Raw genomic sequence first — 20,176 nt, forward strand, 5'->3', positions numbered from 1 at the left:
CACGCGTGAGGACACGCCCGGGGCGGCACTGAACGGCTCACGGCACGGACCGGCGGGCAGCGCCCGGTGAGCTGTACGAGGGGACGAGGAGACCCGGAACCGTACGGGCGGGCGGGCTCCGGAACGGGGACCGGCGGTATCCACGGTGCGGAGGCGGACATGCGGCGGACGGCCCCGGAGAGCCACGGACCGGTCCGGTACGGCCCGCCCCTGCCCGACCAGGGCCTGCCCGTGCCGCCGGAACTCCGTTCCGTGCCGGCCGCCGCCGCGGACCGCTTCGCCGCCGAGCCCTTCGGCGGCGGCCCGGTGCTCCGGGACGCCGCCGGCGGCTACTGGACCCGGCGCGGACTGCGCGCCGCGCCCGACCGGGTGGCGGCCGCCCCCGGAGCCCCCGCGCTGCTGCTGGCCCTGACCGGCGCGCTCGGCGGCGACCTCCTCGTGCCCCGCCCGTGCGCCGCGTGGTGGGCGCCGCAGGCACGCCTGCTGGGCAGATCCGTGTTCCACGTGGCGACGCCCGCGGAGTGCGGCGGCGTCCCCGATCCCTACGCCCTCCTGGAGACCGTCCGCAGGGTCCGCGCGGAGGGCGGCGACCCGCGGCTGCTCCTGCTGTCCGTCGCCGACGACCCGACCGCCACCGTCGCACCCCCCGAGGTGGTGCACGAGGCCGTCGAGGCCGCGGCGGGCGAGGGGCTGCACATCGTCAGCGACGAGACCTGGCGCGACACCCTGCACCGGCCGCAGGACACCGTGCTGCTCAGCCCCGCCGAGATGCTCCCCGACGACGTCGTCGTGATCACCGACCTGGCGGGCGCCTTCCTGCCGCAGGGCTGGCCGGCCGCCGTCGCCCGCTTCCCCGACAACGACGCGGGCGCGTCGCTGCGCTCCCGCGTCCTCGACGTGCTCACCGTGCTGGGCGCGCGCGTCGCCGAACCGGTCGCCGCCGCGGCCGCGTACGTGCTCGACGAGCCCGCCGCGGTCGCCGACCGGCTCACCGCCGCCGTACGCCTGCACGCGCGCGTGGCCGAGGCCGTTTACCACGTGGTGGGCGGCGCGGGGGCCGTCGTGCGCCCCCCGCAGGCCGGCCGGCACCTGTACGTCGACCTCGGTCCGCTCCGCTCCGCCCTCGCCGCGCACGGCGTCGGTGACGCGCAGGACCTGGAGGACTGGCTCTCCGCCCGGCTCGGCATGCCCGCCCCGGGTGGACACCGCTTCGGCGACGACCTCGCCGCCCTCCGGGTCCGCCTCGGCACCGGGCCGCTGCTCGGCTCCACGGACGAGGAGAGGGAGGAGTCGCTCGCCTCCCCCTCGCCACTGGAACTGCCGCATGTGCACCGCGCGTTGACCCTGTTGGAGTCGGCCTTCGGCGATCTCCGCGACGACGCTCGGCGACGGGAGTCCCCTCGATGACGCAGCAGTCCGAGTCGACCACCACGAGTACGACGCCCCGGGACACCGGCGATTCCGCGCCCCCGGCCGCTCCGGCCACCTCGGCCGCTTCGGCCACCTCGGCCGCTTCGGCCACCTCGGCCGCTCCGGCCACCCCGGCCGCTCCGGCCGTCTCGGCCGCCCCGGCGCCGGGGCGGCCCACCGTCCTTCCGCCGCCTCCGCCCCTCGCCGAGCCGCGCCCGCTCGGCGAACGGCGGCTCTGGCCCCGGTCCTTCGTGGACCGGCTGACCGCGCCGCTGCCGGGGCCCCGGGCCTTCGCGCGGCTCGCCCGCGAGGGCGCCCTGCGGCCGCGCGCCGAAGGGCTCGCCGACATCCCGCTGCTGCCTTTCGAACCGGGACCGCTGCCCGGCGTGGACGCCGGGACGATCGCCGTCTCCTGGGCGGGACACGCGAGTTGGGTGATCCGGATCGGCGGGCTCACCGTCCTCACCGACCCGGTCTGGTCCCGCCGGATCGTGGGGACCCCCGCCCGGATCACCCCGGTCGGCGTGGCCTGGAGCGCGCTGCCGCGCGTCGACGCGGTCGTCATCAGCCACAACCACTACGACCACCTGGACGCGCCGACCCTGCGCCGACTCCCGCGCGACACACCGGTGTTCGTGCCGGCCGGACTCGGACACTGGTTCAGGCGCCGCCGGTTCACCCGTGTCACCGAGCTCGACTGGTGGGAGGCGGCCCGACTGGACGGCGTCCGCTTCGACTTCGTCCCCGCCCACCACTGGTCCAGGCGCACCCTCACCGACACCTGCCGCTCCCTGTGGGGCGGCTGGGTCCTCACGGCGCCCGAGGGCCGGCGCGTGTACTTCGCGGGCGACACCGGATACGGCCACTGGTTCACCCGCATCGGACAACGGCACCCGGGGATCGACCTCGCCCTCCTGCCCATCGGCGCGTACGAACCCCGCTGGTGGCTGGGCGACGTGCACTGCGACCCGGAAGAGGCCGTGCGGGCCGCCGTCGACCTGCGCGCGCGGCGGATGGCCCCGATGCACTGGGGCACGTTCGTGCTCTCGGCCGAGCCCGTGCTGGAACCACTGCGGCGGGTGCGGGCCGCGTGGGAGCGGGCGGGCCTGGCCCGGGAGAACCTGTGGGACCTGGCGGTGGGAGGCTCCCGGGTGCTGGAGTGACGGTGCTTCTCCCTCGGGGTCCCGGGGCACGGTGACCGCCCCCTCGTGGAGGACGTCCGGCGCGTCCACGGCGTCCACGGCGTCCGCCGGGTCCAGCGCGTCCACCACGTCCACGGCGTCCAACGGGCCCACCGCGGCCCTACGACGGTTTCGCCCCGTGGAGCCTGCGCCACACGCTCGGTGCCACGCTGATCGCGACGGTCAGCGCCACCGCCGCCACCACGCCCTCCCACGGCTCGGGGAAGAGCGAACCGCCGAGGATGCCGATGACCTGGTAGGTCGCCGCCCACGCCAGACAGGCGGGGACGTCGCCGCGGGCGAAGACACGCAGCGGCATCTTCGCCAGCAGACAGGCCAGCATCACCGGGATGCGGCCCGCCGGGACGAGGCGGGACAGGACGAGGACCGCGATTCCGTGGTCGGCGAGCTTCTGCTGCGCCTGGGTGAGCCGGTCCTCGGGGGCGCGTTCCCGGATCGCCTCCAGCCAGCGCGACCCGTTCTTCGAACCCATGCCGCGCCGCCCGAGCCAGTAGAGCGACATGTCACCGAGGAACGCGGCGACCGAGGACACCAGGAACACCGACAGCAGCGCGAAGGGCGAGGTCTGGTGGAAGGCCACCACCGCCGCCGAACTCACCAGGGCACCCGTCGGCACCACCGGCACCAGAGCGCCGATCAGCACCAGCAGGAACAGCGACGGGTAACCGAGCGCCTGCTGGGTGGACTCCGGCGGAACGGTCGGCGCCGTGGCGGACAGGAACATCACCGGAGCGGTGCTCCCGAGCGGCTGGAGGACCGGTGGAACCACCGTCCCCGCGGCGGACCAGGGCATCACCGAGCGGCCTCCGGACGCACGCTCTCGCCCTGCCGCAGCAGGTGCACCGCCACCTGGGGCGCACGCTCGGCGGCCAGGCGCACGAACTCCTCACCCGGCGCATGGAATTCATGGGGGCGCACGGCATCCATCCCGATGGGCCAGAACGTGCCGTAGTGCACCGGCACAGCGCTGAGCGGACGCAACTCCGCGAGCGCCTCCGCGGCACGCCCCGCGTCGAGATGTCCCTCCCCGAGATACGGACCCCAGCCGCCCACCGGCAGCAGGGCCACGTCGACCGGTCCGACCTCCTCGGCCATCGACGCGAACAGCCCCGTGTCCCCGGCGAAGTACGTCCGCGCCTCGCCCTCGATCACGTACCCCACGGCGGGGGAGCGGTGCGGGCCGATCGGCAGCCGGCGTCCGTCGTGCCGCGCCGGGACCGTGCGTACGGCCAGGTCACCGACCCGGGTGCGGTCACCGGGCACGACCTCCGTGAGCCGCAGATGGTCCAGCCTGCGCAGTCCCGGCACCGAGCGCGGGGCCCCGCGCGGCACGAGCAGCCGGGTGCCCGGGGCCAGCCGCGCCAGCGAGGGCAGATGCAGATGGTCGGCGTGCAGATGGGAGACGAGCGCGACGTCCGCGACCGCCGCCGGGGGAGGGGGCGGCGCCCCGCGCCTGCGCCGCAGGTGCGCGAGCCGGCGCGCGAAGAGGGGATCGGTGAGCACGCGTGTCCCGGAGTCCTCCAGCGTGCAGGTGGCATGCCCCCACCAGGTGATCTCCACCGGCACCTCTTCGCCTCCTTGCGCGCGACTCCCCCCGAGCCTACGGGCAGGAGTAGGGTCTGCGGCGAAACCCGGAGGTGAGGGGGACACCATGAGAGACGCACGCGGTGCCTCCGGCACGCACGCCCTCGCGCGCCCGCACGAGCGGAGCGGCCCCGTGCCGCGCCCCCCGTCGCTCCGCGTCATGGCGATCGCGAGCCTGACGCCCCTGGAGGAGCTCGACGAGGACCCCTTCCTCGTCGACTCCCGCAGCCAGCACGCGATGTGCGCCCGCTGGGCCGCCGAACACGGCCATGTCGTCACCCGGGAACTCCTGGTGCGCGGTCTGCGCCCCGACCACCGCAGCCTGTGGGCGGACGTCGAGGCCGGTCTCGTGGACCTGTTCGTCGCGCCCAGCCGCCGGGTGCTGGAGCGCGCCCTCGCCTCGGTGGAGGAGTTCACCGCCGAGTGCGCGCGCCGCGGCGTCCGCGTCGAGACCGTGGGCACCGCCGAACCGTCGTACGACGCCCAGATGAAGGCCAGCGTCCACCGCCGCCTGTCGATGCCGACGGCCGGATACGACGGCCGTTGACCCCTCACCCGGGGCGATTCCCCGGACCCCCGGGGGAGTTCCCGCGGCTTTTGGGGACTTCTGGGGATCTCCGGCCGTTGTGACAGGGTGGGAGCAGGCCGCGCGGACCGGGCGGGCCGGGACGTGAGGTGGGCTGGGCGTGGACAAGGGACGGTGGCGGCGCCTCGCCAGCGCGACGGGACGCAGCATCACGGTGTGGGCCGTGTCCACGGTCACGATGCTCGTCCTCGCCGGTGCGCTGCCCGACTTCCGGCTGCAGTCGCAGAGCGGGGACAGCGCGACACGGATCGCCGTCACCGCGGCGGCCGGCGCGGGTGTCTTCGGTCTCCTGTCGTCGCTGGTGTGGCCCCTGCTCGTGCGGACCCTGCTGCTCGTCCCGGCCTTCGTGCTCGGTCTGCTCGTCTTCTTCCTGAACGGCTCGCTGCTGCTGATCGCCCTGCGGCTCAACCCCTCCGGGCACGGTGACGCGGCCCCCGAGACCGCCGTGGTCGTGGCCGCCGTCATGTCGGCCGTCGCCTCGGCCACCGGCGCCGCCCTCGCCGTACGGGACGACGACGCGTACCGGCGCCGCCTCTACCGGCTCGCCGACCGGCGCCGCAGACGTGCCGCCGGGCGGCCCGGCCCCTCCACCCCCGGCATGGTCTTCCTCCAGCTCGACGGCGTCGGGCACGACGTGCTGCGGGAGGCGGTCGACAAGGAGCTGATGCCGACCACCGCCCGCTGGCTCGACGGGACCCGCCCCACCCACCGGCTCACGCCCTGGAGGACCGACTGGTCCAGCCAGACCGGCGCCAGCCAGCTCGGCATCCTGCACGGCAGCAACCACGACGTCCCGGCCTTCCGGTGGTACGAGAAGGACACCCAGGAGGTCATGGTCTGCAACCGGCCGACCAGCGCCGCCGAACTCCAGCGGCGGGCCGTCGCGCACACCGGCGACGGGGGGCTGCTCACCGCCGGCGGCGCGAGCCGCGGCAACCTCTTCAGCGGCGGCGCCGACGAGCTCGCCCTCGTGCTGTCCGTGGCCGCGCGCAGGGGACGGGACAACCGCTCGCGGGCCGGCTACTTCGCGTACTTCTCCGACCCGGCCAACGCCGTCCGTACGGCGATGTCGTTCGTCGCCGAGGTGTTCAGGGAGGCGGGCCAGTCGGTCCGGGCCCGTCTCCAGCGCCGGCGGCCCCGCGTCAAGCGCGGCGGGCTGTACCCGTTCGTCCGTGCCTTCGCGACCGTCGTCGAGAGGGACGTCGTGGTCGCCGCGGTGATCGGCGACATGCTCGCCGGACGCGACGCGGTCTACGCGGACCTGGTGGCCTACGACGAGGTGGCGCACCACTCCGGGCCGCGCAGCCGGGACGCCGAGAAGATCCTGGAGCGGCTCGACCGGTCGCTCGCGCTGATCGAGAAGGTCGCCGAGCACGCCCCGCGGCCGTACCGGATCGTGGTGCTCTCCGACCACGGCCAGAGCCCGGGAGAGACCTTCCTGACCCGGTACGGCCTCAGCCTCGGCAATCTGGTCCGGGCCGGCTGCGGACTGCCCGTGCCCCGCAAGGCGCGGCGCACCCACAGCGGTGCCGAGGCGCGGGCCGCCGTCCGGGCCGCCCTGCGCAGACCGGTCGAGGAGCGCGAGGAGTTGCGCGGACCGGCGGGGCGCCGCTCCGAGCCCCTGGTCCTGGCCTCCGGCAACCTCGGTCTCGTCTCCTTCCCCGACGTTCCGCACCGGATGAGCCGGGAGGAGATCGACCGGCGCCATCCCGCGCTGCTGTCCACGCTCGCCAACCACCCCGGCGTCGGCTTCCTCCTGGTCCGCAGCGAGGAGCACGGCGGCCTCGTGCTCGGCGCGCACGGCGCCGAGGTGCCGGTGGACCGGCTGGACGACGGACACCCGGGCCCCCTGGCCGACTTCGGCCCCGGCGCCGCCGCCGCGGTGCGGCGCACGCACACGTTCCCGCACACCGCCGACATCATGGTCAACTCCTCGTACGACCCCGCCGAGGGCGAAGTCCTCGCCTTCGAGGAGCAGATCGGCTCGCACGGCGGGCTCGGCGGCGCCCAGGGGCGTCCCTTCCTGCTCTCCCCGGTGACCCTGTCCGCACCGGCCGGCGCGGACACCGGACCCGCGGGGCCGGACCCCGGGATCGTCGGCGCGGAGCGCGTGCACGACGTGCTGCGGCGCTGGCTGCGCGAGTGCGACGGGCCCCAGGTACCGCTGCCGTCCCACCCGGACGAGCGGGCCGCCTGAGCGGGGATCCCACCTCACGGCCGGGGCGGGGACCACGCCTGTGTCGTCGGTGCATGCGACGCGGTCGATGCCGGCTCACCCGCCACGGCACTGGAGCGGCCTACGGCCGCGCGTCTCCGGGCCCGCTCCGCTCGCGCGCGTTCACCGCCCGGCAGGCGTGGCCTCCACGTCGTCGCGCAGGGTCCGCTCCTCCGAGTCGGCCAGCCGGAAGAAGACCAGCGGCAGGCTGAGTTCGATCACCGCCAGCGCGATCTGGAACCACTGCGGCCGGCCGTGCACGGCGAGCGAGAGCAGCCGGCCCACGCCGCCCAGCAGGAAGACGCCGGCCAGCCATCGCACTGCCCGAGCCGGGATCGGACGCTGCCGCGCGGCCCAGAGCCAGGCCAGTCCGTAGCCGACGAAGACGGCTCCCATGAACCGGCCCCAACTGTCGACCGTCGCGCCGGCGGAACCGGCCCCGGGAATCGCCGCGTTGCCGAGCGCCACGTGGAACAGGCCGATCGCCACAGAGGACCAGCCCATCAGCTGGGTGAGTATGCGCAGAACCCTGGCCATAGTTCTCTCCAAGCCGTCTCGGCGGAGCTTAGTTGACGTGTGTCTACTACGATGGGAGCTCTAGTAGACATATGTCAACTAGACTTCATCCGTGTCTCCCCGCCAACGACTCGCCCCCGCCGACCGCCGCGCCCAGCTCCTCGCCGTGGGCGCACGGCTCTTCGCCGCGCACGCGTACGCCGACGTGCTGATGGAGGAGGTCGCCGAAGAGGCCGGTGTCTCCCGGGCCTTGCTCTACCGTCACTTCTCCAGCAAGCACGCCCTCTTCGCGGCCGTCTACCAGCAGGCGGCCGACCAGCTGCTCGCCGAGACGCGGCTCGACCCCGCCGACTCCCTGGTGGAACAGCTCGTCCAGGGCATGGATGTCCATCTCGACTACTTCGTGGCGAACCGCAACGCCGTCCTCGCGGCGAACCGGGTGCTCGCGGGCGATCCGGTGATCCAGACGATCATGACGAACGAGCTGGACGCGCTCCGCGCGCGACTGATGGGCGTGCTCCCGCTCGCGGACGAGAGTGCCCGCGAGGCCGTGTCCGGCGTCCTGAAAAGCTGGCTGGTCTTCGTCCAGGTCCTCTGCGTCGACTGGCTCACCCACGAGACGTGCACCCGCACCCAGTTGCGCGACGTCTGCATCGGCGCGGTCCTCGGCGCCCTCCGGCCGCTGCTCGCCGAGGACCCCGCCCCCGACTGGCCGCGACAAGGGTCCGACCCGGGCGTCCAGGGCGCCCGGAGAGGTTTCGGCGCATGAAGAAACGCCTCACATCTGCGCCGACCGCGCGGGTGGGAGGCGTGATCACGGAAGCTGCTCCCTCTTGCCCCGGGTCTTGCCGGGGATCTCGGCGAGCTGCGTCCTTCCTGTCCGGGAGCGGTCAACTCAGGCGCCTGGTCGCCGCCGGTGGCCGGCCTCGGCCACGGTTGAGCAACCTGGGACGGCCGGCTCCGCCGCGCGCGATCGATGGCCGACACCCTTGCTGCACGCCGCCTGAACTTCGGCCGAAGACAGTCAGCCGCGGCGGCGGGCACGAACTCTTCGTCCCGAACTCTCGGCAGGGAGGTCACTGACAGTTCGCGGGCTGCTCAATCAGCCGTGGCCGGCTTTTGAGGTACAGCCTCGGTCGCTGAGGTTGCCGTACTTCCGTGCTGTACGGCTTCGGCTTGTCGACGGGCGTTGGCGAGGTTGTCGCGGCATTGCAAGGTGTGGGGGTGGGTGTCGCCGAGGATCTGCTCGCACTGGGCGAGGGTGGCTTCCAGCAATGGGATGGCGCGCCGCAGATCACCCGCCGCGTGATGGACGACGGCGAGGTTGATGCGGCTGTTGAGAGTGAGGGGGTGAGTGTCGCCCAGGGCCTGCTCGCACTGGGCGAGGGTGGCTTCCAGTAGTGGGATGGCGCGCCGCAGATCGCCTGCCGCGTAGTAGGCGCCGGCGAGGCTGTTGCGGCATTGCAAGGTGTGGGGGTGGGTGTCGCCGAGGACCTGCTCGCACTGTGCCCGGGTGGTCTCGTACAGAGGGAGAGCGCGCTGCAGATCGCCCGCTGCCATGTAGGCACTCGCGAGGTTGTTGCGGCTGGTCAGGGTGTTGGGGTGGGTGTCGCCCAGGGTCTGCTCGTACTGGGCGAGGGTGGCTTCGTACAGAGGGACGGCGCGGCCCAGGTCCCCCGCCGCCTTGTAGGCATAGGCGAGGTTGTTGCGGCCGTCGAGGGTGTTGGGGTGGGTGTCACCGAGGACCTGCTCGTATTGGGTGAGGGTGGCTTCGTACAGGGGGATGGCGCGGCCCAGATCCCCTGCCGCCTTGTAGGCACTCGCGAGGTTGTTGCGGCTGGTCAGGGTATGGAGGTGGGCGTCGCCCAGGGCCTGCTCGCACTGGGCGAGGGCTGCCTCCAGCAGAGGGATGGCACGGTCAAGTTTCCCTGCCGCCGTGTATGCACCAGCGACGTTGATGCGGCCGTTGAGTGTGTCCGGATGGGTGTCGCCGAGGACCTGTTCGCACTGGGCGAGGCTGGCTTCCAGCAAAGGGATGGCACGCTGCAGATCACCCGCCGCGTGGTAAGCGATGGCGAGGTTGTTGCGGCTGTTCAGGGTGTCGGGGTGGGTATCGCCCAGGACCTGCTCGCGTTGGGTGAGGGTGGCTTCGTACAGGGGGATGGCGCGGCCCAGATCCCCTGCCGCATTGTAGGAGCTGGCGAGGTTGTTGCGGCTGGTCAGGGTGTCGGGGTGGGTGTCGCCCAGGACCTGCTCGCGTTGGGCGAGGGCGACCTCGTGCAGGCGGATGGCGCGGCCCAGATCCCCCGCTGCCTTGTAGGCGTAGGCGAGGTTACTGCGGCTTTGCAAGGTGTCGGGGTGGGTGTCGCCCAGGGCCTGTTCGCGTTGGGTGAGGGTGGCCTCGTACAGAGGGATGGCGCGGCCCAGGTTCCCCGCGGATTCGTAGGAGCTGGCGAGGTTGTTGCGGCATCGCAGGGTGCTGGGGTGGGTGTCGCCCAGGGTCTGCTCGTACTGGGCGAGGGTGGCTTCCAGCAGGGGGATGGCGCGCTGCAGGTCGCCCGCTGTGTAGTAGGCGCTGGCGAGGTTGTTGCGGCAGTTGAGGGTGTGGGGGTGGGTGTCACCCAGGGTCTGCTCGTACTGGGCGAGGGTGGCCTCGTACAGAGGGACGGCGCGCTGCAGGTCGCCCGCCGCACTGTAGGCGCTGGCGAGGTTGTTGCGGCAGTCGAGGGTGTGGGGGTGGGTGTCGCCCAGGGTCTGCTCGCACTGGGCGAGGGTGGCTTCGCGCAGGGGGATGGCACGCGCTGTGTGGCCTTGCTGGTGAAGCCGATGGCCGGCGATCTCGTACAGGCTGGTCAATGGGCTGTCGTGGTGTTCGGCCTGTCTGGTGCCCGCCAGGGCAACGAGATGAGGTGTCAGCGTGTCCCACTGCTCTTCGGCAGCGGTGTCTTGGGCGGGGAGGGGAGCCAGACTGTGGAGGACCGCTCGTTCAGCGCGGTCGCGCCCCTCCAGGTGTCGGGACAACTGCGTGTCGTCAGTGTTCTGAGCGCTACGCAGGACGGTCTGGACCAGGCGGTGAATGCTCAGAGTGGCGCCGGTGTCGGTGACCATGCTGTAGGCGGCCAGGGTTCCCACGGCTTCGGCGACGTCGTCCGGGTCGGTGCCGGGCGGGGTGAGCAGGCTGTGGGGGATGTCGTCGGGGGCCAGCCAGGCGGCGGTGTGCAGCACCTCCACGGCCAGTGGATCGGCCTCCTCCAGTGTGTGGAGGGTGACGTTCCAGATGCGGGCGAGGGTGCGTTCGGTGTCGGTGCCGTGGGCGGTCTTGGCGAGTTTGGTGTCCAGGCGGCGGCGGTAGGAGTCCAGGCTGATGCCGCGGTTCTGGGCCAGGTAGGCGCCGGCCTGTTTGATCGCCAGCGGGAAGTATCCCAGCTCGGCGGCAAGGGCCCTGGCTTCGGCCTGCTGGCGAGGTGTGGGGCTGGTCTCCTTGAACACGAGCCGGCACAGCAGGGCAGTGGCGTCGTCAGGGTCGAGGTTGCCCAGGGTCAGGGTGGGGGCGCTGTCGGGCCAGCCGGTGGTGCGGCGGCTGGTGGCGAGGTGATGGCCCTGGTGAAGGGCACCGGTGTAGGCGGCGAGGTCGTCGGGATCCTCCACGTTGTCGTAGACCAGCAGCCAGCCCGGATGCCAGGCCAGCCACTGCATCGCCCACGCCACCTGCGCTTCCCGCCCCGCGGTGGTGGCCCAGTCGGGTACCAGGGTGTGGGTGAGGCTGGTGAGTGAGGTCTCGATCTCGTCGGGAGACCCGGCGTTGATCCACCAGATCAGGCTGTAGTCGCCGCGGTGGCGGTGGGCGTAGTGCAGGGCGAGCGTGGTCTTGCCGATCCCGCCGAGACCATGCACCGTCCCGCTCTGCGTGATCGCACTCTCATGGCGGCTGGTCAGGATGCGCCGCAACGCAGCTAGTTCATCCTCCCGCCCCAGGCAGAGGGCAGCCGGGGGCAGATTGGAGGTGCCCGGGGCCGCCGCGGCCTTGCTCGGTGCGTGCAGTGCCTCGACCGGCAGTACATCGCCCGTGAAGGCGCTACCGATGCGCTGGGCGGCGATCGCCCTCGGCCCGACCGCCTCGATCCCCGGCCGCGACCAATCCTTGTCCGTACTCACGGCCGCGGCGCAATGTGACCGTCACCGGTGATGGCAGTACCGATGTGCTGGGCGGCGATCGACCGCTCACCAGACGCCGTGACATTGACCGTGCCCGGCACAGGAGCGGGCAGTACGGCGGCCAGTTCCTCCCGGAGTGCGGGATCGTTCTGCAACGCCTGCTTGAGCAGGCGGCTCAGCACGGCTGTGGAGTACGTGTCGTCCTGCTCGTCGGCGGCCTCGCCCACCACCCGTTCCAGCTCCGCCTGACCTTCTTCGTCCCTATGCCGCCAGACCAGTTGAAGAATCCGTTGCCCGAGACTAACGGTGGCGTCGGCGGCAGCATCCTGTGTGCGGGTCAGCACCGCTGCCCCATACGCCCCCACCGCAGCCGTCACGGCCGGCCCCGCCTGCCCGACCAACTGCACGATCTCAGCATCCACTTGATCCCCAAACCCACGCGGCTCCGAAAGAACTCAGCGTAGGAACAAGGCTCTGGCCGTGAGGCCAAGACGCCCGAATCATCTGAAGCGGCTCCCGCGAACACCTCGCCGGTCATCGACTTGAGCACGACTGCACCGGAGAAGGGCAGACCGCGGCCTTGTAAGGGCGGAAGCGGTCGGCGACGCACTTCTCCGGGTCGCTTCGGCTGTAGCCGCTGCCAAGGTGCACGGCGCATCTCGGCTGTGGTGAACCGTCGTTGACCGTGGCTGACCGCACGATGTGGCACGGATGCGGCACGGGAGGGGCGCGTCGCCCGGTCTCACGCCTGTGCGGGGTTGCAACCGGTACCCAGGTACAGGTTTACCGTCGGAGTGTCCCCATCCGCGGGGCGTGAAGACGGGAGCGACGCGATGAGCGATCTGGCATGGGTACCGCAGTCCTGCACGCTGCCCACCGAGGAGCAGCCTTTGCGGGTCGCGGAGTGGGATGCGTTGTTCTCCGAGCGGCTGAGGTCTCTGTCCCGTCCCGAGCCGCTTCAGCTGCGGCTTGATCTGGCGGGCGGGCCCGGCGTCGAGGAGCGGGTCCGGGACCTGGTGGAGCGCGAGAGCGGCTGCTGCTCGTTCTTCGCTTTCACGGTCACCCCGGACGAGGACCTGATCCGACTGGTGATCTCCGTCGACCAGCCGCACGCTGCGGTGTTGGACGCTCTCGCCTCCCGGACCGCCGCTGATGGGGAACGAGGGTGAGCGCGGGCATGCGCAGTGGTCAGGTCGCCGAGGCTGCCGGGGTGAACATCCAGACCCTGCGCTACTACGAGCGGCGTGGCTTGCTCGCCGAGCCGCAACGCAGCAACGGCGGTCACCGCCTGTACGGCGAGGATGCGGTCACTGCACTGCGGGTGATCAAGGCCGCTCAACGGCTCGGGTTCACCCTGGAGGAGGTCGGCGAGCTGCTGGAGGCCGGCCGCCACCGTCACGGCCGCCCGGTGGCCGGCCTGCAGGAGCGCGCCGCGGCCAAGCTCGCCGAGGTCGACGCGAAGATCGCCGACCTGACCACCATCCGCACCGCCCTGGTCGCCGCCGTCGAGGCGGGCTGCGACGACCTGACCGTCTGTGCCTCCAGTTCCTGCTGCCCGATCCCCTTCACCGACCTCGCCAAGGAGCGTCATGCCGGACCCTGCTGCTGACTCCCGCCCGCACAAGACATCCACGGCGCTCGGGGGCCTGGCCGCCCTGGCCTGTGTGGCCTGCTGCGCGCTGCCCGTCCTGATCACGGCCGGGGTCGTCGGCGCGGGTGCCGGAGTGGTCGTGGGATGGCTGCCTGCCATCGCCGTGGTCCTGGCCGTCCTCGCCGTCGGAACGTGGTGGCTCGGCCAGCGCCGCCCCTCCTGCTCCTGCTCGCCGAAGAGTGCAGGTGAGGGCGCATGTGGCTGCAACGCCTCCGATGACCCGCTGAAGATCACAGGGGTGGGCCGCCGGTAGGGTCCGCCGATATGACCGTTGCTCGTTCCATTGCCCTGTTCGTCGTCGCCGCTCTCTTCGAGATCGGTGGTGCCTGGCTGGTGTGGCAGGGCATCCGCGAGCACAAAGGCTGGGCCTGGATCGGCGCCGGCGTCATCGCCCTCGGCATCTACGGGGTGGTGGCGACCCTCCAGTCCGACGACAACTTCGGCCGTGTCCTCGCCGCGTACGGCGGCATCTTCGTCGCAGGGTCGATCGCCTGGGGCATGGTCGCCGACGGCTACCGCCCCGACCGGTGGGACCTCACCGGCGCGCTGATCTGCCTCGCCGGAATGGCCGTGATCATGTACGCCCCGCGCGGCCATTGATCGTGCCCGGGGTGTCCCACGGAGTGGGACGGAGCCTTTGACCCTCGACGTCCAGGGCGATCTAGTCTGTCGCCACTGGGCGACCGGGACGGACTGAGGCACGGCGGGGGCATCGGGTGGATGGGGAGCTGGGGGCGGCCGGCCTCGCGGTCGGGATGCTCATCGCTGTGGTGACTGCGCCGGTCGGGGTGTCCGGGGCGGTGTTCCTCCTGCCCGTACAGCTCAGCGTGTTCGCCGTGCCGAACCCGTCCGTCACGCCCACGAACCTGCTCTACAACGTCGTGGCAGGCCCTGGAGCCCTCCTGCGCTACCGTCGCGACGGCGCCCTGAGGGGACCGCTCGTGCGCCGACTGGTGCTGGGCACCCTGCCCGGGGTGGTCCTCGGAGCGGTCATCCGCGTGTTCGCCCTCCCGGGCCCCGACGTCTTCCGTCTCCTGGTCGCCGCCCTGATGCTGCCGCTCGGCACCTGGCTCGTCATCCGGACGCTCCGCCCCGAGCCCCCGGAACCCCAACGGTCTGCGCCTTCGCCCCGGGCCGTGACGGGTCTGGCCCTCGTGGTCGGGGTCGTGGGCGGCGTCTACGGCATCGGTGGCGGTTCGATCCTCGGCCCCGTCCTCGTCGGTCGTGGCCTCCCCGTCTCCCAAGTCGCCCCGGCCGCGCTCGCCTCCACGTTCGCCACCTCGTTGCTCGGCGCCTCCACCTACGCCCTGCTCTCGCTGGGCCACGGCGGCAGCATCGCTCCCGACTGGTTCCTCGGCCTGGCCTGCGGTTCGGGCGGTCTCATCGGCGGCTACCTCGGCGCCCGTCTCCAGCCACGGATGCCCGAGACCTTCCTGCGCCTGCTCCTGGGCTCACTGGCCGCCGGTCTCGGCACCCTCTACGCGATCAACGCGCTGCGCTGACCTGCGTCGAACCAGTGGAAAAGGTTGTAACTCACTCGGTGACAGTGGGCTGTCGGGCCGTGGGTGCTGCTCGATAAGGCCGCTGGGCGCCGTGGTGACGGGGGTTCTTGAGAATGACCGGGGACGCTCCTCGCCCCACTTGGCCCGGTGCTCGCGGAACGGACCCGGCAAGCCCTCGGTGCCCGGTACAACCCTGGGCCCGCCGGACTTGTCCTCACAGGTAAAGGCCATGCACCCGGGCTCGCCGGCACGTTCGCGGCGCCTGCCCCGCTCTGCCCGGGCCCCGTTCGAAAGGGAACACGTGATCAGACGGCTCGGGCTCGCTCGGGTATGTGCGGTGACGGCTGCCGTGTTGGGCGGAGGGTTGCTCCCGGGCGTGCCGGTGACGCACCAGCCCGGGCAGGGGGACGCGGGGTCGCTGCCCGCGGGCAGCAGTCGCGTCCTCCCGGCGGAGAGTGCGGAGGACGAGGACCGGCTGACGTTCGACCGTCTGGAACAGGACGGTGGCAAGCTCATCCACGGAGGGTCGACGTTCCGCGTGCGGGGCGGGTTCACCTATCACGGTGAGCGGGCGCTGCGGCAGGTCGCCGTCTCCATGAAGGTGTCCGAGGGGATCTCGTTCGCGACGGAGTACAGCAACTGCGAGTACGGCACCGAGGAACCGTCCTCCCCGGAGTTCCGGGGCTCCCGCCAGGCGCTGTGCCTGATCGAGGCGCGGGTCGAGTCCGGCGAGTCCGTCGACCTGGCCCCCATCCCCCTGAAGGCGGGCAGTCTGGCCAGCTCAGGAGACGTGGACATGACCGTGGGAAAGATCGAGCAGAGGGGCTGGTCCAACCGCAAGTGGCGGGACCGGCATCGGGGCCGGGGCGAGGAGCTGACCCTCGCGCGGCGCACCGGCAGCGTGCCGCCCGCCGCCGGCCGGGCCGGCGGCACGCACAGCCCTCTGTTCGAAGACACGCACGGCGTTCTGTTCGTGCCCATGGACAACCCGTGGGATTTCGAGGTGACGGGCACCGCGCTCAAGGGCAGGAAGGGCGGGAGGGTCACGGCCGACCTGGCCCTGGACTTCCACGGCGCCAACGTCTGGGCCCAACACAGCATCGAGAACGACGATCCGTTCGCCAATGTCGAAGTGAGGCTCCCCAAGGGCGTGACCGTGCTGAGCGACCCGGAGAAGTGCAAGATCACCGACCGCAGGCCGGTGAAGACATATACGTGCGAGTACGGTGTGTACACCTCCGACTTCGAGGTAGCCCTGCTCCGGGACGGGTTCCACATCGCCTATCCCTTCGAGTTGCGGATCGATGACCCGTCCAGGCTCACCGGCGGCAGGATCCGTGTCGTGGACGCTCAGGGGAGGCCGCTGCGGGGCGACGCCGACCCCGGGAACAACACCGCTCCCATTACCGCTCCCGTCACCACCGGCGCAGCCGACGGCTCCGGTGCGACGGCCTGGGCCGTAGCCGCGAGTACGGCAGCCGTGGCGCTGACCGGGCTCCTCGCCGCCGCCCTGATCCGCACCCGCCGAGCCCGCCGCCGGACGGACTGACGCCACCTGGCAGGGTCCGCCCCCGCTTTTGGATGCAAGGAGGGGCAGTGCCGCAAGATCAGAGTGCCGATACGGGTGGCCTCACGTCCGGGGGAGCGTCCCTCCGTACCTGGCTGACAAGAGGGAAGTACCTCCTCGTCGAGGTGGTCGCGCTGACTCCGCTGCTCGGTATCGGCGGGGTCTTCCTGGGAGCGTTGTCCGCTTTTCCGTGCGTGTCACCCGGCAGTGGACCCGAGGCTTCGGACCACGTTGTCCGTCCTGCGGCCTTCGACCCTGTCCCGCCCTTCGCGGGCATGGTGCTTGTGGCACTGGCTGTCGTTGCGGTCTGGGGTGCGTATCACGCGAAACTGATGGTGGTTGTGCGCTGTCCGTCAACCCCTGCAGTTCCCCGTCGGTTCCCGGTCGACCGGGAGTTGCAACCGGTGGTCCGTGATCACGGGAGGCGTGCATCACGGAGGTGGTGAGTGCGGGACCGGGTGTGCCGGCGGGGGCCTGCGTTGCTCCGTTCGCGAAACAGTTCGGCGCAGAGCCTCCGCTGATCTGCCCGAGGCACCGGTTCCTCAGAGGGGTGCGTCTTGGACGCCACCAACTGCCGGACCGCGCAACCCGGTTCAGGCGCCGTTCGCGGCGACGACGCAAAGACGCCCGTCCTCTCCGGAGGCCGTGCGCGCCGGAAAATGGGAGGCGGCGGACGGACCGCCGCGCCCACACTGTGGGCGCCGCGCGCTTTCGCGCACACGTCCCTCACGTCCTTTTCGCCACCTCTCCCGTCCGTCCAAGGAGTCCGCCTGTGCAGGCAGCCGTCACCGTCACTCCCTCCCGCGTCCCGGAACTGCTTCTCGGTCTCGCCACCGTGCGGCCGGTCTTCCTCTGGGGCGCCCCCGGCATCGGAAAGTCCTCCCTGGTCAGGGAGTTCGCCGAATCGCTCGGGCTGGAGTGCGTGAGCCTGCTGGGCACGCAGCTGGCGCCCGAGGACCTGATCGGCGTGCCGCAGATCCGTGACGGGCGTTCCGTCTTCTGCCCGCCGCAGGCCATCGCCCGCGACGAGCCGTACTGCCTGTTCCTGGACGAGCTGAACGCGGCGACCCCCGACGTGCAGAAGGCCTTCTACTCGCTGATCCTGGACCGCCGCATCGGTGACTACGAGCTGCCGAAGGGCTCCATCGTGATCGGCGCGGGCAACCGGGCCACGGACAACGCGCTGGCCCGTCCGATCGCCTCGGCGCTGGTCAACCGGCTCACCCACGTCCACCTGGAGGCCTCCCCGAAGGACTGGCTCGCCTGGGCCGCCGCGAACGACATCCACCCCTGGGTGCTCGACCACCTCACCGACCGCCCCGACCACCTGTGGTCCAAGCCGCCGAAGACGGAGGAGCCCTTCTCCACGCCGCGCTCCTGGCACATGCTCTCCGACGCGCTGGGATCCTTCGGCGACGCGGTCGACGAGCAGACCCTGAAGGTGATCGCCCACGGCACGCTGACGCCCGCGCACGCGGTCGCGTTCTGCGGTTACGTCAAGATCGTGCGCAGCCGGTTCGGCATCGAGGCCATCCTCAAGGGCGACGCCGGCTGGCCCTCCCGCACGGAGGACCGCGATCTCCTGTACTACCTCGCGGAGTCCTTCCGCGGCCGGCTCATCAAGGAACTCCCGGCCGCCCGGGAGCACATCTCGGCGAACACCCGCCAGACCGCGTACCGGGCCAAGTCCCTGCTCGTCCAGCTCGCCGAGATATCCGTCGAGATCGCCCGGAGCGTCATCGCGTCGGACGCGGACGGCAATCCCGTGCTGCCCGCGTGGTTCCTGGTCGAGGCCGCCCGCGACATGCCGCGCCTGGTGGAGGCGCGCCGGTGAGCGTCCCCGCGATCCCGTGTCCGGCCCGGCCCGCGGGGGACGCGCGATGAGCCGTTCCCGCAGGGCCGGGGCCAAGGCCAAGCCCGATCCCGCCGCCGAGGCGTTCGCCGAGGGGCTGCGGCTGGTGCGGGCCAACCCGGCGCTGGCCGCCATGGACTTCCGCGTCTGCCGGGAGGAGACGTGCGCCAGGGTTCCCCGGGACGGACTGGCGGTCGTCGACTCCAACGGGACCGTGCACGTCCACCCGACCCGTCGCGCCGAACCCGCCGCCTGGGCCTGGGCGGTGGCGCACGCCGTCATCCACCTGGGCTTCGGCCACGTCCCCGCCGCGACCGGGCCGCGCGAGCAGCCGGACCGCTTCGACCTCGCCGCCCGCTGCGCGGTGGTGAACCGTTTCCTGCTCGGCTTCTCGGTGGGGCTGACCCCCGAGGACCTCCCGGACTCCTACCCCGACGGCGACGAGGAACGGCTCGCCGCGGCCTGGCGCCGCGACGGCATCCCGTCCCGGTACGAACGCTGCGGCACGGCGGGCGGCGCCCCGGACCAGGTGCTCGTGCCCCGGAGCACGTGGCACGGCTCCGTTCCGACCGACTGGCAGGTGGCCTTCGCGCACGCGCTGACCCGCACCATGGCCGCCGCGATGGACGTCGCGGGCGGCAGGCGCGCCTCCATGAGCGAGGGGCCCACCCCGCTCCGGCCCTGGGAACGGGCGCTGAGCTGGTTCGTCTCCTCCTACCCGCTGCTCGGCGGCCTCGCGGCGGGCATCACCCTCGTCGCCGACGCCGAACTCGCCCGCGCCCACGGCATCTCCGTCGCCGCCGTGGATACCGGGGCGGCCGAGATCTACATCAACCCGCTGCGCACGTTCAGCGACGAGGAATGGCGGTTCGTCCTCGCCCACGAGATGCTGCACGCCGCCCTGCGCCACGGTGACCGCTGCGGCACCCGGGACCCCTACCTCTTCAACGTCGCCGCCGACTACGTGATCAACGGCTGGCTGTGCGAGATGCAGGTCGGCACGATGCCGGACGGGCTGCTGCACGACCCGGAGCTGAAGGACCTGTCGGCCGAGGAGGTGTACGACCGGATCGCCGGAGACCTGCGCCGGATGCGCCGCCTCGCCACGCTGCGCGGCAGGGGAGCGGGCGACATCCTGGGCGGGCCGCTCGGCTCACCGCGCGACTACGTCGACCTCGACGAGTTCTACCGTCGCGGCCTGGCCCAGGGCCTCGACCTGCACCAGCAGCAGGAGCGCGGCTTCCTGCCCGGCGGCCTGGTCGAGGAGATCCGCGCGCTCAGCCACCCGCCGCTGCCCTGGGACGCCCGGCTCGCCCGCTGGTTCGACGAGTTCGTGCCCCGGCCCGAGCCGCTGCGGTCGTACGCGCGTCCCTCGCGCCGGCAGGCGGCCACCCCGGGCATCCCCCGCGCGGGCCGCTGGTACCCGCCCGAGGAGATCGCCCGCTGCACCTTCGGCGTCGTGCTCGACACCTCCGCCTCCATGGACCGCACCCTGCTCGGCAAGGCACTGGGGGCCATCGCCTCCTACGCCGAGGCCCGTGACGTACCCGCCGCCCGCGTGGTGTTCTGCGACGCCGCCCCGCACGACGCGGGCTATCTGCCCGTCACGGAGATCGCCGGACGCGTACGGGTGCACGGGCGCGGCGGCACCGTGCTGCAGCCGGGCGTCGACCTGCTGCACCGCGCCGACGACTTCCCGCCGGGCGCACCCGTCCTGGTGATCACGGACGGGTACTGCGACGTACTGCGGGTGCGGCGCGAGCACGCCTATCTGGTGCCACACGGCGCACGGCTCCCGTTCACCGCGCGGGGGCCGGTCTTCCGGGTGACCTGAGCACCCGCCGCGCCGCCCCGGCGAGTCAGTCCGCGGCCCGCGGCGACGAAATCCCGGACACGCACCGGCAGGTCGCCGCCCGAACCACCGGGTGCACCGGCC

General features: G+C 72.3%; 18 protein-coding genes. 13 read left to right on the top strand and 5 right to left on the bottom strand.

What is annotated here, in order from left to right:
- The first annotated feature begins 159 nt into the window (after positions 1-159).
- Positions 160-1,407, top strand: coding sequence for an aminotransferase class I/II-fold pyridoxal phosphate-dependent enzyme (locus ACICHK_RS32045; protein WP_406839608.1), 1,248 nt, complete (start codon positions 160-162; stop codon positions 1,405-1,407).
- The gene (locus tag ACICHK_RS32050; protein WP_406839609.1) at positions 1,404-2,573 is read left to right on the top strand and encodes an MBL fold metallo-hydrolase; all 1,170 of its coding nucleotides are present in this window, start codon (positions 1,404-1,406) and stop codon (positions 2,571-2,573) included. The genes ACICHK_RS32045 and ACICHK_RS32050 overlap by 4 nt, the downstream gene beginning before the upstream one ends.
- Before the next feature lie 139 nt (positions 2,574-2,712).
- Here ACICHK_RS32050 and ACICHK_RS32055 read toward each other — a convergent pair whose 3' ends face one another.
- Both ACICHK_RS32055 and ACICHK_RS32060 read right to left on the bottom strand, forming a co-directional pair.
- Positions 2,713-3,336: a DedA family protein gene (locus ACICHK_RS32055; protein ID WP_406841372.1), complete on the bottom strand. Its 624-nt coding sequence runs from the start codon at positions 3,334-3,336 to the stop codon at positions 2,713-2,715.
- A gap of 68 nt (positions 3,337-3,404) precedes the next feature.
- Positions 3,405-4,178, bottom strand: a complete 774-nt coding sequence (locus ACICHK_RS32060) for an MBL fold metallo-hydrolase (RefSeq protein WP_406839610.1) — start codon at positions 4,176-4,178, stop codon at positions 3,405-3,407.
- Positions 4,179-4,263: 85 nt separating this feature from the next.
- Between ACICHK_RS32060 and ACICHK_RS32065 the strand changes: the two genes are divergently transcribed.
- Both ACICHK_RS32065 and ACICHK_RS32070 read left to right on the top strand, forming a co-directional pair.
- On the top strand, positions 4,264-4,743 hold the full coding sequence (locus ACICHK_RS32065) for a hypothetical protein (protein ID WP_404818649.1): 480 nt from the start codon (positions 4,264-4,266) through the stop codon (positions 4,741-4,743).
- A gap of 217 nt (positions 4,744-4,960) precedes the next feature.
- Positions 4,961-6,979: an alkaline phosphatase family protein gene (locus tag ACICHK_RS32070; protein ID WP_406841373.1), complete on the top strand. Its 2,019-nt coding sequence runs from the start codon at positions 4,961-4,963 to the stop codon at positions 6,977-6,979.
- 141 nt (positions 6,980-7,120) lie between these two features.
- Here the strand turns inward: ACICHK_RS32070 and ACICHK_RS32075 are convergent, their stop codons facing one another.
- Positions 7,121-7,534: a DUF4345 domain-containing protein gene (locus tag ACICHK_RS32075; protein ID WP_406839611.1), complete on the bottom strand. Its 414-nt coding sequence runs from the start codon at positions 7,532-7,534 to the stop codon at positions 7,121-7,123.
- A 91-nt stretch (positions 7,535-7,625) separates the two neighbouring features.
- On the opposite strand from ACICHK_RS32075, the gene ACICHK_RS32080 reads away from it, so the two are divergent.
- Positions 7,626-8,282: a TetR/AcrR family transcriptional regulator gene (locus tag ACICHK_RS32080; RefSeq protein WP_406839612.1), complete on the top strand. Its 657-nt coding sequence runs from the start codon at positions 7,626-7,628 to the stop codon at positions 8,280-8,282.
- A 329-nt stretch (positions 8,283-8,611) separates the two neighbouring features.
- Here the strand turns inward: ACICHK_RS32080 and ACICHK_RS32085 are convergent, their stop codons facing one another.
- Both ACICHK_RS32085 and ACICHK_RS32090 read right to left on the bottom strand, forming a co-directional pair.
- Positions 8,612-11,407, bottom strand: a complete 2,796-nt coding sequence (locus ACICHK_RS32085) for a tetratricopeptide repeat protein (protein WP_406839613.1) — start codon at positions 11,405-11,407, stop codon at positions 8,612-8,614.
- A 257-nt stretch (positions 11,408-11,664) separates the two neighbouring features.
- Positions 11,665-12,090 carry a hypothetical protein gene (locus tag ACICHK_RS32090; protein ID WP_406839614.1) on the bottom strand — a complete coding sequence of 142 codons (426 nt, stop codon included), beginning with the start codon at positions 12,088-12,090 and terminating at the stop codon, positions 11,665-11,667.
- 411 nt (positions 12,091-12,501) lie between these two features.
- On the opposite strand from ACICHK_RS32090, the gene ACICHK_RS32095 reads away from it, so the two are divergent.
- From ACICHK_RS32095 to ACICHK_RS32130, 8 genes are all read left to right on the top strand, one after another.
- On the top strand, positions 12,502-12,837 hold the full coding sequence (locus ACICHK_RS32095) for a hypothetical protein (protein WP_406839615.1): 336 nt from the start codon (positions 12,502-12,504) through the stop codon (positions 12,835-12,837).
- Between the two features lie 8 nt (positions 12,838-12,845).
- A complete protein-coding gene (locus ACICHK_RS32100; RefSeq protein WP_406839616.1) occupies positions 12,846-13,277 on the top strand; it encodes a MerR family transcriptional regulator in 432 nt (143 codons plus the stop codon).
- On the top strand, positions 13,258-13,572 hold the full coding sequence (locus tag ACICHK_RS32105; protein ID WP_406839617.1) for a hypothetical protein: 315 nt from the start codon (positions 13,258-13,260) through the stop codon (positions 13,570-13,572). Before ACICHK_RS32100 ends, ACICHK_RS32105 begins: the two co-directional genes overlap by 20 nt.
- An 11-nt stretch (positions 13,573-13,583) precedes the next feature.
- The gene (locus tag ACICHK_RS32110; RefSeq protein WP_406839618.1) at positions 13,584-13,919 is read left to right on the top strand and encodes a YnfA family protein; all 336 of its coding nucleotides are present in this window, start codon (positions 13,584-13,586) and stop codon (positions 13,917-13,919) included.
- A 155-nt stretch (positions 13,920-14,074) separates the two neighbouring features.
- Complete coding sequence (locus ACICHK_RS32115; RefSeq protein ID WP_406841374.1) at positions 14,075-14,821, top strand: sulfite exporter TauE/SafE family protein; 747 nt, start codon at positions 14,075-14,077, stop codon at positions 14,819-14,821.
- A gap of 376 nt (positions 14,822-15,197) precedes the next feature.
- Positions 15,198-16,370, top strand: coding sequence for a hypothetical protein (locus ACICHK_RS32120; protein ID WP_406839619.1), 1,173 nt, complete (start codon positions 15,198-15,200; stop codon positions 16,368-16,370).
- A gap of 790 nt (positions 16,371-17,160) precedes the next feature.
- Positions 17,161-18,222, top strand: a complete 1,062-nt coding sequence (locus ACICHK_RS32125) for an ATP-binding protein (protein WP_151473026.1) — start codon at positions 17,161-17,163, stop codon at positions 18,220-18,222.
- Positions 18,223-18,268: 46 nt separating this feature from the next.
- A complete protein-coding gene (locus ACICHK_RS32130; protein ID WP_406839620.1) occupies positions 18,269-20,074 on the top strand; it encodes a DUF2201 family putative metallopeptidase in 1,806 nt (601 codons plus the stop codon).
- The last annotated feature ends 102 nt before the right edge of the window (positions 20,075-20,176 follow it).

The organism is Streptomyces sp. AHU1 (assembly GCF_045343905.1).
In the GTDB taxonomy this organism is placed as follows: domain Bacteria; phylum Actinomycetota; class Actinomycetes; order Streptomycetales; family Streptomycetaceae; genus Streptomyces; species Streptomyces triticiradicis.

Excerpts from the sequence above, each read along its gene's own strand:
- ACICHK_RS32045 (WP_406839608.1), top strand. The coding sequence starts at position 160 with ATGCGGCGGACGGCCCCGGAGAGCCACGGACCGGTCCGGTACGGCCCG.
- ACICHK_RS32050 (WP_406839609.1), top strand. The coding sequence starts at position 1,404 with ATGACGCAGCAGTCCGAGTCGACCACCACGAGTACGACGCCCCGGGAC.
- ACICHK_RS32055 (WP_406841372.1), bottom strand. The coding sequence starts at position 3,336 with ATGTTCCTGTCCGCCACGGCGCCGACCGTTCCGCCGGAGTCCACCCAG.
- ACICHK_RS32065 (WP_404818649.1), top strand. The coding sequence starts at position 4,264 with ATGAGAGACGCACGCGGTGCCTCCGGCACGCACGCCCTCGCGCGCCCG.
- ACICHK_RS32070 (WP_406841373.1), top strand. The coding sequence starts at position 4,961 with ATGCTCGTCCTCGCCGGTGCGCTGCCCGACTTCCGGCTGCAGTCGCAG.
- ACICHK_RS32075 (WP_406839611.1), bottom strand. The coding sequence starts at position 7,534 with ATGGCCAGGGTTCTGCGCATACTCACCCAGCTGATGGGCTGGTCCTCT.
- ACICHK_RS32095 (WP_406839615.1), top strand. The coding sequence starts at position 12,502 with ATGAGCGATCTGGCATGGGTACCGCAGTCCTGCACGCTGCCCACCGAG.
- ACICHK_RS32100 (WP_406839616.1), top strand. The coding sequence starts at position 12,846 with ATGCGCAGTGGTCAGGTCGCCGAGGCTGCCGGGGTGAACATCCAGACC.
- ACICHK_RS32105 (WP_406839617.1), top strand. The coding sequence starts at position 13,258 with ATGCCGGACCCTGCTGCTGACTCCCGCCCGCACAAGACATCCACGGCG.
- ACICHK_RS32110 (WP_406839618.1), top strand. The coding sequence starts at position 13,584 with ATGACCGTTGCTCGTTCCATTGCCCTGTTCGTCGTCGCCGCTCTCTTC.
- ACICHK_RS32115 (WP_406841374.1), top strand. The coding sequence starts at position 14,075 with ATGCTCATCGCTGTGGTGACTGCGCCGGTCGGGGTGTCCGGGGCGGTG.
- ACICHK_RS32130 (WP_406839620.1), top strand. The coding sequence starts at position 18,269 with ATGAGCCGTTCCCGCAGGGCCGGGGCCAAGGCCAAGCCCGATCCCGCC.